Annotated in this window: 14 protein-coding genes; all 14 read right to left on the bottom strand. The window is 61.1% G+C overall.

Annotated features, from left to right (window positions below; genetic code table 11):
* Positions 1–42 precede the first annotated feature (42 nt).
* Positions 43–1,164, bottom strand: coding sequence for an aspartate-semialdehyde dehydrogenase (asd, locus tag CUJ91_RS30805; protein WP_053859695.1), 1,122 nt, complete (start codon positions 1,162–1,164; stop codon positions 43–45).
* Between the two features lie 395 nt (positions 1,165–1,559).
* On the bottom strand, positions 1,560–2,627 hold the full coding sequence (leuB, locus tag CUJ91_RS30800) for a 3-isopropylmalate dehydrogenase (protein ID WP_029971412.1): 1,068 nt from the start codon (positions 2,625–2,627) through the stop codon (positions 1,560–1,562).
* 37 nt (positions 2,628–2,664) lie between these two features.
* Positions 2,665–3,318, bottom strand: coding sequence for a 3-isopropylmalate dehydratase small subunit (gene leuD / locus CUJ91_RS30795; protein ID WP_006047596.1), 654 nt, complete (start codon positions 3,316–3,318; stop codon positions 2,665–2,667).
* An 86-nt stretch (positions 3,319–3,404) separates the two neighbouring features.
* Positions 3,405–3,563 (bottom strand): entericidin A/B family lipoprotein, encoded by a 159-nt coding sequence (locus tag CUJ91_RS30790; protein ID WP_029971411.1) that lies wholly within the window; start codon positions 3,561–3,563, stop codon positions 3,405–3,407.
* A gap of 5 nt (positions 3,564–3,568) precedes the next feature.
* Positions 3,569–4,978: a 3-isopropylmalate dehydratase large subunit gene (gene leuC / locus CUJ91_RS30785; protein ID WP_053859696.1), complete on the bottom strand. Its 1,410-nt coding sequence runs from the start codon at positions 4,976–4,978 to the stop codon at positions 3,569–3,571.
* A 210-nt stretch (positions 4,979–5,188) separates the two neighbouring features.
* Complete coding sequence (locus tag CUJ91_RS30780) at positions 5,189–5,491, bottom strand: DUF3331 domain-containing protein (protein ID WP_244231048.1); 303 nt, start codon at positions 5,489–5,491, stop codon at positions 5,189–5,191.
* Positions 5,492–5,698: 207 nt separating this feature from the next.
* Positions 5,699–6,214: an Ohr family peroxiredoxin gene (locus CUJ91_RS30775; protein ID WP_167450698.1), complete on the bottom strand. Its 516-nt coding sequence runs from the start codon at positions 6,212–6,214 to the stop codon at positions 5,699–5,701.
* Positions 6,215–6,408: 194 nt separating this feature from the next.
* Positions 6,409–7,401, bottom strand: a complete 993-nt coding sequence (locus tag CUJ91_RS30770) for a LysR family transcriptional regulator (protein ID WP_029971854.1) — start codon at positions 7,399–7,401, stop codon at positions 6,409–6,411.
* A 226-nt stretch (positions 7,402–7,627) separates the two neighbouring features.
* Positions 7,628–8,506 carry an RNA polymerase sigma-70 factor gene (locus CUJ91_RS30765; protein ID WP_053859698.1) on the bottom strand — a complete coding sequence of 293 codons (879 nt, stop codon included), beginning with the start codon at positions 8,504–8,506 and terminating at the stop codon, positions 7,628–7,630.
* A gap of 139 nt (positions 8,507–8,645) precedes the next feature.
* Positions 8,646–9,626, bottom strand: coding sequence for a DedA family protein/thiosulfate sulfurtransferase GlpE (locus tag CUJ91_RS30760; RefSeq protein ID WP_114157921.1), 981 nt, complete (start codon positions 9,624–9,626; stop codon positions 8,646–8,648).
* Positions 9,627–9,656: 30 nt separating this feature from the next.
* Entirely contained in the window at positions 9,657–10,070 is a 414-nt protein-coding gene (locus tag CUJ91_RS30755) for a carboxymuconolactone decarboxylase family protein (protein ID WP_161966603.1), read from the bottom strand.
* Positions 10,067–11,266, bottom strand: a complete 1,200-nt coding sequence (locus CUJ91_RS30750; protein WP_114157919.1) for a DUF3734 domain-containing protein — start codon at positions 11,264–11,266, stop codon at positions 10,067–10,069. The genes CUJ91_RS30755 and CUJ91_RS30750 overlap by 4 nt, the downstream gene beginning before the upstream one ends.
* A 10-nt stretch (positions 11,267–11,276) precedes the next feature.
* Positions 11,277–12,059 carry a 3-hydroxybutyrate dehydrogenase gene (locus CUJ91_RS30745; protein ID WP_114157918.1) on the bottom strand — a complete coding sequence of 261 codons (783 nt, stop codon included), beginning with the start codon at positions 12,057–12,059 and terminating at the stop codon, positions 11,277–11,279.
* A gap of 16 nt (positions 12,060–12,075) precedes the next feature.
* Positions 12,076–12,855, bottom strand: a complete 780-nt coding sequence (locus tag CUJ91_RS30740) for an acetoacetate decarboxylase (protein ID WP_114157917.1) — start codon at positions 12,853–12,855, stop codon at positions 12,076–12,078.
* Between the last annotated feature and the right edge of the window lie 21 nt (positions 12,856–12,876).

Here is a 12,876-nt window from a genome sequence, read left to right as displayed (position 1 = left end):
CGCTTCTTGAGTTTTCTACGCGTCGTGAGCGCGTAGTTTACTTTACTTGTCGAGCACAATGCGAAGCATGCGGCGCAGCGGCTCGGCCGCGCCCCACAGCAGCTGATCGCCGACAGTAAATGCCGACAGATATTCGCCGCCCATGGCCAGCTTGCGTACGCGGCCGACCGGCACCGTCAGCGTGCCCGTCACCACTGCCGGCGACAGATCGCGCATCGACGCTTCGCGTTCGTTCGGCACCACCTTCACCCAGTCGTTGCCCGAAGCGAGGATGCTGTTCACTTCGTCAAGCGGCACGTCCTTGTTCAGCTTGATGGTCAGCGCCTGCGAGTGGCAACGCATCGCGCCGATCCGCACGCACAGGCCGTCGACCGGGATCGAACCCGGCGTGCCCATGGCCGGCTTGCCGAGAATCTTGTTGGTTTCGGCGCCGCCCTTCCACTCTTCCTTCGACATGCCGTTGCCGAGATCCTTGTCGATCCACGGAATCAGCGAGCCGGCGAGCGGCACGCCGAAGTGATCGGTCGGCATGCTGTCGCTGTTCATCGCTTCGAGCACGCGACGGTCGATATCGAGAATCGCCGAAGCCGGGTCCGCGAGTTCGTTCTTCACCGCGCCGTGCAGCGTGCCCATTTGCGACAGCAGTTCGCGCATGTTCTGCGCGCCCGCGCCGGAGGCGGCCTGATACGTCATGGCCGTCATCCAGTCGACGAGGTTTTCGCGGAACAGGCCGCCGAGCGCCATCAGCATCAGGCTGACCGTGCAGTTACCGCCGATGAAATTCTTTTGGCCCTTGACCAGCGCGTTCTTGATCACGTCGAGATTAACCGGATCGAGAATGATGACCGCGTCGTCCTTCATGCGCAGCGACGAAGCCGCGTCGATCCAGTAGCCGTTCCAGCCGGCCGCGCGCAGCTTCGGGAACACTTCGTTCGTGTAGTCGCCGCCCTGGCAGGAGATGATTGCTTCGCACTTCTTCAGGTCGTCAATGCTTGTCGCATCTTTGAGCTTGGTCTCGTTTTTGGCGAACGACGGCGCGTTGCCGCCCGCGTTGCTGGTGCTGAAAAACACCGGTTCGATCAAGTCGAAATCGCCTTCCTGCTGCATACGCTGCATCAGGACGCTGCCGACCATGCCGCGCCAACCTACGAGACCTACGTTCATGACTTCATACCCTTCGAGTGGAAACTTCCCCGCATCTTTGCCCGCAGTGACCGCGCGGGGAAGATGAGCGGGCACGACGGACGATCAGCGTTTCGTGATCGTTTTCGGGGTAATCGTTTTAATCAGCGCTTTGGTGGTAATGGCGAGCTCAACCACACGGGCCGTTTTGCCGTGCAGTTTCGAAATCGAGGAGATTTGAGCCATCTGTGCCATCGCTACAATATACACGAAAACCGAATCCGGCGACGTCCCTAACCGTCGCTGCCGCCCGTATTACACGCACGAATCGGCCTGTTGCAGGCCGATTCGCGTATTAAAGATCATTTTAACGACCTGATTACCGCCGACTTGAACGCGGGGCGCGGCCATCTACGCCCCACATGCACGAGCCTCTTTTACAGTGCTGCGACCACTGCGTCGCCCATCGCCACCGTGCCGACCTGCTTGCAACCCGGCGTGAGAATGTCGCCAGTGCGGTAGCCCTGTTCGAGCACCTTCTTGACCGCGTTTTCGATGCGGTCGGCCTGCTCCGCCTTGTTCAGCGAATAACGCAGCATCATGGCAGCCGACAGAATCGTCGCGAGCGGATTCGCCACGCCCTTGCCGGCGATGTCCGGCGCGGAACCGTGCGACGGCTCGTACAAGCCCTTGTTGTTCTTGTCGAGCGAGGCCGACGGCAGCATCCCGATCGAACCCGTGAGCATGGCGGCTTCGTCGGAGAGAATGTCGCCGAACATGTTGCCGGTCACGATCACGTCGAATGACTTGGGCGCCTTCACGAGCTGCATCGCGGCATTGTCGACATACATGTGCGACAACTCGACGTCCGCGTATTCCTTGGAGACGTCGATCATCACGTCTTTCCAGAACTGCGACGTTTCCAGCACATTGGCTTTATCCACCGACGTCAGCTTCTTGCCGCGCTTTTGCGCTGCCTGAAACGCGACGTGCGCGATGCGGCGCACTTCGGGCTCCGAATAACGCATGGTGTCGAAGCCTTCCTTCGCGCCCGCAAAAAGACCGTCCGGCGCTTCACGCACGCCGCGCGGCGCGCCGAAGTAAATGTCGCCGTTCAGTTCGCGCACGATCAGGATGTCGAGACCCGAAACGATCTCTTCTTTCAGCGACGAAGCGCCGGTCAACTGCGGATAGCAGATGGCCGGGCGGAAGTTCGCGAACAGTTGCAGATGCTTGCGCAGGCCGAGAATGGCCTGCTCCGGGCGCAGCGCGCGCTCGAGCTTGTCGTATTTCCAGTCGCCGACGGCGCCGAACAGGATCGCGTCGGCTTCCTTCGCGAGCGCGAGTGTCGAATCGGGCAGCGGATGACCCTTCGCCTCGTAGCCCGCGCCGCCAACCGGCGCTTCTTCCAGTTCGAACTTTTCGCCGAGCACGTTGAGAACCTTGACGGCCTCCTTGACGATTTCGGGGCCGATGCCGTCGCCCGGCAACACTGCGATCTTCATGCGAATTCCTTGGTGATTTTCTTCGAGACTTCGAGTCTTATCCGACGATGCGGTGAGCGAGCCACGGCTGCTTCGCGATGCGTTCGGCTTCGAACTGGCGGATCTTGTCGGCGTGACGCAGCGTGAGGCCGATGTCGTCGAAACCGTTCAGCAAACAGTATTTGCGGAATGCCGCCACTTCGAACGGATACTCGGTGCCGCCGTCCGCCGTGCGCACGACCTGCTTGTCGAGGTCGATGGTCAACTGAAAGCCGTTGAACGCATACGTCTCGTTGAACAGGTGATCGACTTGCTGCTCGGTCAGCACGATCGGCAACAGGCCGTTCTTGAAGCAGTTGTTATAGAAAATGTCGGCGAAACTCGGCGCGATGATCGCGCGGAAGCCGTATTGCTGAAGCGCCCACGGCGCGTGTTCGCGCGAGCTGCCGCAGCCGAAGTTCTTGCGCGCGAGCAGCACCGACGCGCCTTGATAACGCGGCTGGTTCAGCACGAAGTCGGGATTCAGCGGACGCTTCGAATTGTCCTGACCCGGCTCGCCGTGGTCGAGGTAACGCCACTCGTCGAACGCGTTCGGACCGAAGCCGGTGCGCTTGATCGACTTGAGGAATTGCTTGGGAATAATCGCGTCCGTGTCGACGTTCTCGCGATCGAGCGGCGCCACGACGCCGGTGTGTACGATGAATTTATCCATGACGCTTGCGCCTGTTTCAGGACCGGCGATGCGCGTGGCGGCACGAAAGCCGCTCGCTGCGTCGCCGGCAAAAAATCAAAAACCGGTTATTTCTCAGCGTGATTGCTGATCGAATTGCCGAGGTGCGACATGTCCTGCCCAAATCCGTGCACCGTGTTGCAGCCGGTCAGGCCGAGCAGCAACCCAGCCAGAGTACCGAGCGCGAAGCGGCGCAGTAGAGTAGTGCGATTCATGTTCTTCATCATGCGATTTATCCCAGCTTGCGAATATCGACAAAATGCCCTTCGATAGCCGCGGCTGCGGCCATGGCGGGGCTCACGAGATGGGTACGGCCACCGGCGCCCTGACGACCTTCGAAATTACGATTCGACGTGGACGCGCAACGCTCGCCCGGATCGAGCCGGTCGGCGTTCATCGCGAGGCACATCGAGCAGCCCGGCTCGCGCCATTCGAAACCGGCGTCGGTGAACACCTTGTCGAGGCCTTCACGTTCGGCCTGCGCTTTCACCAGACCCGAGCCCGGCACGACCATCGCGAGGCGAATGTTCGGCGCGACGCGGCGGCCCAGTTTCTTCACGACGTAAGCCGCGGCGCGAATGTCTTCAATGCGCGCGTTGGTACACGACCCAATGAAGATTTTATCCGGCTTGATCGACTCGATCGGCGCATTCGGTTCGAGCGCCATGTATTTGAGCGCGCGCTCCATCGCCTCGCGCTTGCCCGGGTCCTTCTCGCGCTCGGGATCGGGCACGCGGCCGTCCACGGCGGTGACCATTTCCGGCGACGTGCCCCACGTGACTTGCGGCACGATATCGGCCGCGTTCAGTTCGACCACGCGGTCGAACTGCGCGCCTTCGTCGGACTTGAACTGCTTCCAGTAATCGACTGCGATGTCCCACTCCGCGCCTTCGGGCGAGAACGGACGGCCTTTCAGGTATTCGATCGTGGTGTCGTCCACAGCGACCATGCCGGCGCGCGCGCCTGCTTCGATCGCCATGTTGCAGACCGTCATGCGGCCTTCCATGGAGAGCGCGCGAATGGTCGAGCCGCCGAATTCGATGGCGTAGCCCGTGCCGCCCGCCGTGCCGATCTTGCCGATGATCGCGAGCACGATGTCTTTCGCCGTGCAGCCGCGCGGCAGCGGTCCTTCGACCTTGACCAGCATGTTCTTGCTTTTCTTCTGCAAGAGCGTTTGCGTGGCGAGCACGTGTTCCACTTCCGACGTGCCGATGCCGTGCGCGAGCGCGCCGAACGCGCCGTGCGTGGACGTGTGCGAGTCGCCGCACACGATCGTCATGCCCGGCAGCGTGGCGCCCTGCTCCGGCCCGATGATATGGACGATGCCCTGGCGCAGGTCGTTCATCTTGAACTGCGTGATGCCGTAGGCGTCGCAGTTCGAGTCGAGCGTGTCGACCTGCAGCTTCGAAACCGGATCGGCGATGCCGTGGCTACGGTCGGTGGTCGGCACGTTGTGATCCGACACGGCCAGATTCGCGCTGATGCGCCACACCGGACGCTCGGCCAGCTTCAGGCCTTCGAACGCTTGTGGGCTGGTGACTTCGTGCAGCAGGTGACGGTCGATATAGAGAATCGTCGTGCCGTCTTCTTCCGTGTGGATCACGTGCGTGTTCCACAATTTGTCGTAGAGAGTCTGTGCCATGGTATGCGGGGGTAGTAATGACTGCGGGCTGACTGTGTCGGTCGATTATGCCACGCGAAGTCACGCCGTGGGCCGCGCAACCATGCAAAAAAGCGATAAAAAACAGGGAGTTGGGTGGTAGTGTCGATACCTGTATCGGCGGCACCCGGCAAGGTTTAGTGCCGCCGTTGGGGCCGGGATCGAACGATGCAGCGCCGATCGCGGCACACATCACCCCAGCACAAGCAGCCTCTCCGCATACCCCGTCAGCACCGAAGCCAGGATCATCTCGAGCGCATTCGACGGCGGTGCGGTGCCGCGGTGGAACGGCCGGAACACCACATCGCCCCGCTTGACGGACATGCCGCTCAGCGCGCAAACACCTCTGACGCGCGCATAGCCGGCGCGCCAGGTCTGATCGAGATAGCTGCCGCGCGTGGCGTCGCTCCACGAAACGAGCACCGTCGTGTCGGTTTGCCATTCGATGCTTCGAATCGTAGGCAGGCGGCCGTTGAACACCGCATGCGCAGCCATCGGGCGGCTGCGTCGGTTGCGGCGCCCCGACGCCTCGCAAACCGCCGATGCAGTCTCATGCCAATGCGCGCTCAGCCGTCCGATAATTTGCGACCAGGGGTCGGGTCCACACATCTCCGGTTCTCCTGCGACTTGCAGCGGCGATCGCCTGCACAATGCTTCGCCTCTGGCTTTAGAGTCTCATGGCTGCGGGCTGACGCTGCCGGCTTACCGCTTTGGCGCGCTGTCCGGCCGCGCGAGTGCGACGACGCTCACGATCCCCTCGCGCGCCATCTTCGCGTACGGACAGAAACGTTCGGTGTCGCGCACGAGTGCTTCCGCAATGGCCGGCTCAACGCCCGGCAAATGAATGCGGACCTGCGCAATCAGCCTGAACAGGCCATCGACGGGGTCCCGCCCGAAATCGACCGTCACTTCCACCTTCGCGTCGACGATCGCTATCTCCGCCTTGGCGGCGAGCAGGTTCAACGCGCCGTGAAAGCATGCGGCATAGGCGGCGGCAAACAACTGCTCGGGATTCGTCCCGCCGCCCGGGCCGCCGAGCGCTGCGGGCAGGCGCAAGTCGAGGTGGAGTTGGCCGTCGTCCGACTGGACTACGCCGGATGCCCGGCCATGACCCGCCTCGCCGCCCGTGGCGGTCACGGTCGTCGAATACAGTGACTGAAAATCTGGCCCGAAGTACTTATCGAGCAGCGTGAGGGGCGGCGGATGCAAAGGGCTCATCATGTATGTCCGACAGCCGTTGGCTCACGCCGAGGCTCGCAACCAGTCGAACCATGCGCGTGAGTTCGCGACTCTGTAGGTAGTGCGCCGGACCGGCGTGGATGCGCCGTCAGCGTATGAGTGCATCGTAGGTGCGCGGCCGCCCGTCGGGAAGGCTTGTGCGGCGACGCACCGTGTTGCCTCCAAAGCACCAATCAGAGCGCCGGCACCGCCATCATGGTGCTCAGGCATTGCAGGTCGAGCGCGCGCGTTTGTTCCGCCATGTAGTCGATGAACACGCGGATTCTGGCGGGCAAATGCTTGCGGCTGAGATAACAGACATAGTGACCGCGGTCGTCCGGCGCATATTGGGCGAGGCAGGAAACCAGGCGCTCTTTCCGCAACAGATCGCAGACCTGATAGGCCGGCAATTGAGCGATGCCCTCGCCGTCGAGCACGGCCTGCACGATGAGGTCCATGTCGTTGAAGGTGTGCTGCGCTCGCGGCAACTGCTTTTGTATGAGTCCGTCGACCTTGAACTCCCAATCGCTTACGCGCCCCGACGCACTGCGGAAGTTGATGCACCGATGCTGGGCGAGATCGTCGACATGACGCGGCACCCCATGTTTTTTCGCGTACTGGGGCGACGCGCAGACGATCATCTGCATGGGTATCAGTTGCTTTGCCACGACCTCGCTGTCTTCCATGCGCCCGTCGCGAAACCCGACATCGACGCGATCCGCGATGAAGTCGGCAGGACGATCGTTCAGCAACAGTTCGAGCGCTATGTCCGGATACCGCGAGCGAAAACCGCGCAGCAGCGGCGCGACGATCTTGCGGCCGAATCCGGGTGTCGAGCAGATACGCAGATGTCCGCGCGGCGGTCCGTTACGCAATTCGCGCATGTCCTCGAGCGCCTGCACGATGCGTTCGACGCCCGGATGACAGTTCTGATAAAAAAGTTCGCCTTCGCGGGTCAGCGACGTGCTGCGCGTGGTGCGCAGAAAAAGCCGCGCATCGAGCTGCGCTTCGAGCTTTTGCACGTTTCGGCTGACGGCGGAGCGGCCAATGCCGAGGCGGTCACCCGCCTTGGCAAAGCTGCCTTCATTGGCCACGGCGAGAAACGAAACGACACCGGCGTAACTCGTGGCAAAGCTGCTCGCGAGCGAATTGTCGGTCAAGGGGCGGGCGGAATGATCGTCGGACATGGGCGGGCACGATTTAAAGGTTTCGTACTCGACAAGACGTTTTAACCCGGCCGTCTGTGACAAATCCGGCTCACGAATCCGCTGGGATAGACAATCTGCCAGTCCGCCCGCAAGTTTCAGTCGCGCGATGGCGGGCGCGCTTCCCACTCAGCAATGTTGCGGCATCGATTTCGCTGCTATTGCAATTAATCGTATGGACGTTGTCCAGACCTGGCGGGGTCGCGAATCATCGGCCGTCGAATCTGGCCGCGATGCGCGCCAGCTTGTCGGGATTTCGCTGCACCTGAATGCGCACAATGCGCTCGCCATCCGTCTCGTACGTCTGCGCCGATTCGAGTGCGCCGTCGAAAAAGCGCAACAGTGCCGCCTGGCTGTTGAGGACGATGAGTTCGACGCGCAGTCCGCTTTTGTAGCGAAGCGCAGCCGCATAAAAAAGCTGCGCGATGCGCCGGCCGCCCACCATCGGTTTTGGAAAGCTCTGCACCCGGCCGCCGCCATCGCCCATGAGCACGGCATCTTCGGCCAGCATTGAATTGATCGCCGCAAAATCGCCGCGCTGCAAAGCGTGCGCAAAAGTCTGCAGCAACCGATGATGCGTCTCCCGCGACACGACGTAGCGCGGACGATCGTCGCGCAACTGCGCCTTCGCGCGGCTCACCAGTTGCCGGCAGGCCGCTTCGCTCTTGCCGATGGCTTTTGCTATTTCATCGTAGTCGGCATCGAATACTTCGCGCAGCAGGAAGGCCGCACGCGCTTCCGGGCTCAGCCGTTCGAGCAGCATCAGAAACGCGACGGACACATCGTCAGCGCGCTCCTTCGCCTGCTCCGGCGTTGCGGGATAGTCGGTAACGTGCGGCTCAGGAAGCCAGATGCCGGTGTAATGCTCGCGCTGGATTTTCGCGGCGCGCAAACGGTCGATGGAGATCCGCGTCGTCACGGCGACAAGCCACGCTTCCGCGTTCTCGATGGTCTCCCGTGTGGTCGAATGCCAGCGCAACCAAACGTCCTGCACCACGTCTTCCGCTTCTGCGACCGAACTCAGCATCCGATATGCAATGCCCTGCAAACGCGGGCGTAGCTTGTCAAAAACGCTGGTGTCGTCCATGGAGCGGTCCTTGTGCACAGTACATGGGATCTATTGCGTTTCCGTGGCAGAAACGCATGACCAAACCGCGCACATACGCCCGCGCGATCATTCGCGCCGATCAGTATACCGTCATGAAATCCGGCACCTCCGCCAATCTTTACTGCGCACGGCGCTCGCCGCCGGCTGCTGTCACCGGGGCAACGTTGAAACCGGCATCGCGCCATGCGTCGATGCCTCCGGTCAGCGGCAACGCAAGTCTGATTCCGGCGCGCCGCAAACGGCCGGCCATCCATGCGGCGGACACTTCTCCCGGGCACGAGCAGTAAATGACGAACGTCCGGTTCGCGTCGTACGCCCGTACTATCTCGCTGCATTTGCGTTCGTCGGCGAATACGGCGCCCGGAATGACGAACGGATCGAGCGTCCGCCTCTCGGGAGAACGAATGTCGAAGATGACCGGCCGCGGTTCGTCGGTTAGCAAACCGTGCAACTCCACTGCATCGATCCGCGACGTTTCGAGCGCTTTCGACAACATGAGATGCCGGCAATAGCGATAGCAGCAATACAGCGCGAGTGCACTTGCGACGATACCCAATGCCCGCCAGCCGAGATGCGAAATCACCGCGAATAACAGGTCGATCTGCGCGGCGAACGCTCCGCCAATAGCGAGCGCGATGGAAGCCCACAAGGCCACTCCGGCGCAATCGCAGGCGATGAAGTACCGCAACCTCACCGCCATTGCCCCGCACAACGGCACTGCAACGAGCGACAGGCCGGGGACGAAACGGGCGACGATCAGAACTCGCACGCCCCAGCGCCCAAAGAACCGCTCGGTTTTTCTCACACAACTATCACGCGACGACGATAAGAGACAAACCGTTCGAAGCGTGCGTTCGCCGAATCGTCTTCCGCCTTCATACCAGACGAGATCGCCAAGCACTCCGCCCAACGCGGCAGCCCCTAACGTCGACGCGAAATGCGACACTGCCGATTGCTGAGCACCGGTTGCAATCGTGATGCTGGCGCCGACGGTAATCAACGTTGGCATAGCGGGCACAGGCAGACCGAGTGACGCGCCAAGCACACTCAGGAATACGACGAGCGCGCCGTATTGCGCGATGAGTTCATGGGAAAACACGTTGCCTCCTGACCCGGGAACGGCCGGGTGCTATTGGACGTGCCAGGGAACAGCGGAATTGACCGCGATACCGGCGGTGCAACAACGGATGACCTCGCCGGTCGACCACAATGCGCTGCTGCTCCAGTACCTGAACAGCTCTGAGATTTGCGTCTCGTTGAAGTACTTCCGCATGCGCGACCAGATTTCATCGGACGCCGATTGTTCGCTGACACCCGAAAGATGTTCAGTCCAGGCCAACGCGGCCTTCTCCGCATGACAGAAAACATCGGCGCGCCGCCAGCTTCCGATATGCTCGATCTTCGATGCGGCGACGGCAGCTTGCAGCGCGAGGCGCAGGCCGTGCTGAACGCACAGCAAACAACCGTTGATTTGCGATGCGCGCAACTCGAGAAGCGCGATCAGGCCCGCGTCGAGCGAGCCGCACTGGATTGGCCGCGTCACGATTTCGCACCCGGCCTGTATCGATGCACGTCGTGACTGATAAAGCCGACTTCACGGCTGGGAATATCGAACCACTCGGGATGACAGAAGGAATTGCGAATGTCGTCTAATCCACTCGCCCAGTGCTCCTTCATTGTGTCCTTGCTGAACTCGTAGTCCTTATAGTGCCCTTCGAACGACTTGTTCTTGTAGATCAGGTGCACCACATTCACCGCGCTGCCATCCGCCGTCTTCTGCGCTTCCTGAATGACCGCATGATCGCGGCGCACGGAATCGGGGATATGTTCGAGCAGTGCCTTGATCAATTGAGCGTGCTTCTGGTTCTGCGCCATGAAGGCGGTGACGGCCCGCGTACGGCTTGAATACTGAATGTCCTTGACGCGTTCGTTGACGTCGAGAAAATCACCTGGCAACTTGCCGCGCGAACTCCACAAATCGACCTGCAGAACGAGCGTGTCTCTGTGCTGACTCTCCCTGATAATTTCCGTCAGCGGCGTATTGGAGACGAGCCCTCCGTCCCAGTAAAACTCTCCATCGATCTCGACGGCGGGAAACCCTGGCGGCAGCGAGCCGGACGCGATGAAGTGCTCCGGCTTCAGTCGCATCGTCGAGTTGTCGAAGTACACGAGATTGCCATTCCGTACGTTGACAGCGCCGACCGAAACGCGGATGCCTCCATCGTTGATCCGGTCGAAGTCGGCGTACTTCATCAGCGTTTCACGCAACGCAGTGGTGTCGTAATAGCTGACTTCGTCGGGACGCCTCTTCACGAGATCGGCCGCAAGCGTGCGCATACGCGGCGAGAAAAATCCCTGCTGTCCCTCGACCAGCGTGCGCGTTGCCGCCCACGCGCTCGACCACTTGCGCGCCATGTCTTCACAGCCCGGATAGACGGGCAGCAGGGAACGGACATGCGAGAAAACATCCGCGGGTTGACTTATCGTGTTCCAGAATCCGCGTAGCGCCTCCACCCGGTCTTCCGGCGCGTTCCCCGCAATCACCGCGGTGTTCAACGCGCCGATCGATATGCCGGAGATCCGGGTGGGCTCAATACCCACTTCGGCAATCCCTTCGTATACGCCGGCCTGATACGAACCCAGGGCTCCGCCACCCTGGAGCACAAGTCCGATTTCATCGTACCGGGGCAGCCTGAAAGGAGACGGCTGCTGCAACTCTTTGCGCTGACTCGATCTCACGGTTATCCCCTTACTGCATGAACCAGCCGTGGCTCACCACGACGGACTGGCCGGTCAGCGCATTCGATTCGAAGCCGGCGAGAAACGCGACCGTATTGGCGACATCGGCGAGCAACGTAAACTCGCCGTCCACCGTGTCCTTCAGCATCACGTTTTTCACGACCTCCGCCTCTGAAATTCCCAGCACTTTCGCCTGCTCAGGAATCTGCTTGTCCACCAGCGGCGTTCTGACGAAACCAGGGCACACGACATTCGCGCGCACGCCGTGCGGGCCGCCTTCCTTCGCGACAACACGTGCAAGCCCAAGCAGCCCATGCTTGGCCGTCACATAAGCCGACTTAAGTTGCGATGCCTCGTGCGAATGCACGGAACCCATGTAGATCACGGCGCCGCCTTTACCCGATGCGTACATATGCTTCACCGCTGCCTTAGTAGTGAGGAATGCGCCATCGAGATGAATAGCTATCATCTTTTTCCAGTCGGAGAACGAGTAGTCCTCGATCCGGTTGATGATCTGAATACCGGCGTTCGACACCAATACGTCGATGCTGCCGAATCGGCTTACCGTATCGGCAATGCCCGCATTGACCACCTCTTCGTTCGTCACATCCATGGAGAGAGCAACCGCGCGGCCACCGCTGCGGACGATGTCTTCCGCCACTTTCGTTGCGCTCGGGAGATTCAGATCCGCTACGACGACCGTCGCTCCGTCCTCGGCCAGCTTGCGTGCGCATTGCTCGCCAATTCCGCTCGCCGCGCCCGTGACGAGCGCCACTTTGTCTTTCAATGCCATATATCCTCCGGGAGAGTTATTGGTTCACTACGAGTTTCATCGGATCGACGGAGGCAAGGTAGTCGTGCGCCACCTCGCCCACATCGAGTGTGAGATTGGCGACGACGTGACGCGCGCCGATTACCTTGCGAACGGGCAGGTCCGCGACCGAAGCCAGCGCGTGGGGATGAAGCTCGAGCGCAGCCGGCCCTTCCCAAGCGCCGGTTACCTGAACGTCGCGCAAAAAGAAGCGGACGAGTTCGCATATTCGAACCGAGCCGTCGACGTGCGGTATTACCTTGAGCAGATAGTTGGGTGTGTCGGCGAGCTTGTGTTGCTCGGCAGCGGCGTCGAGCGGACGATACTTATAGCCCATCGTGCCGGTGGCAATTCGCTGCGTGCCGTAGTCGAGCGTTCCGAGCAAGGTGTCTTTTCCATCAATCGAAAGCCGCGGCGAAGCGAGCTTCTTGGGAAAGCCCCAGATTTCCCGGCCGCCGGCGATCGGACCTTCGTCGTCCAGATACATCGAGTGCGTGTAGTTCGCCTTTCTGCCCTGCTCGTCCAGAACCGAGATGACCTGACCGCTCTCCGTATAGTCGCCAAACCCCGACGAATCCGGCATACGAATGAACTCGTAATGAACGATCGCGTTATCGACCTTCAAAGGTTCGGGAACGACGGCTCTTAGCGCCTCGATATCCGTCTCGTAGGAAATAATGAAGTACTCCCGGTCGACGAACCGGAACGGCGGACGCGGGTATGCCGGATTGTGCAGCGGCATCGAAAAAGCGTGTTTGCGGATATCGTCTTTTGTCACGGCTCACTCCTTGGTTGCTTT

Source organism: Paraburkholderia graminis, from assembly GCF_003330785.1.
GTDB classification, from domain to species: Bacteria; Pseudomonadota; Gammaproteobacteria; order Burkholderiales; family Burkholderiaceae; genus Paraburkholderia; species Paraburkholderia graminis.
This window is presented reverse-complemented; position numbering and strand designations above follow the sequence as displayed.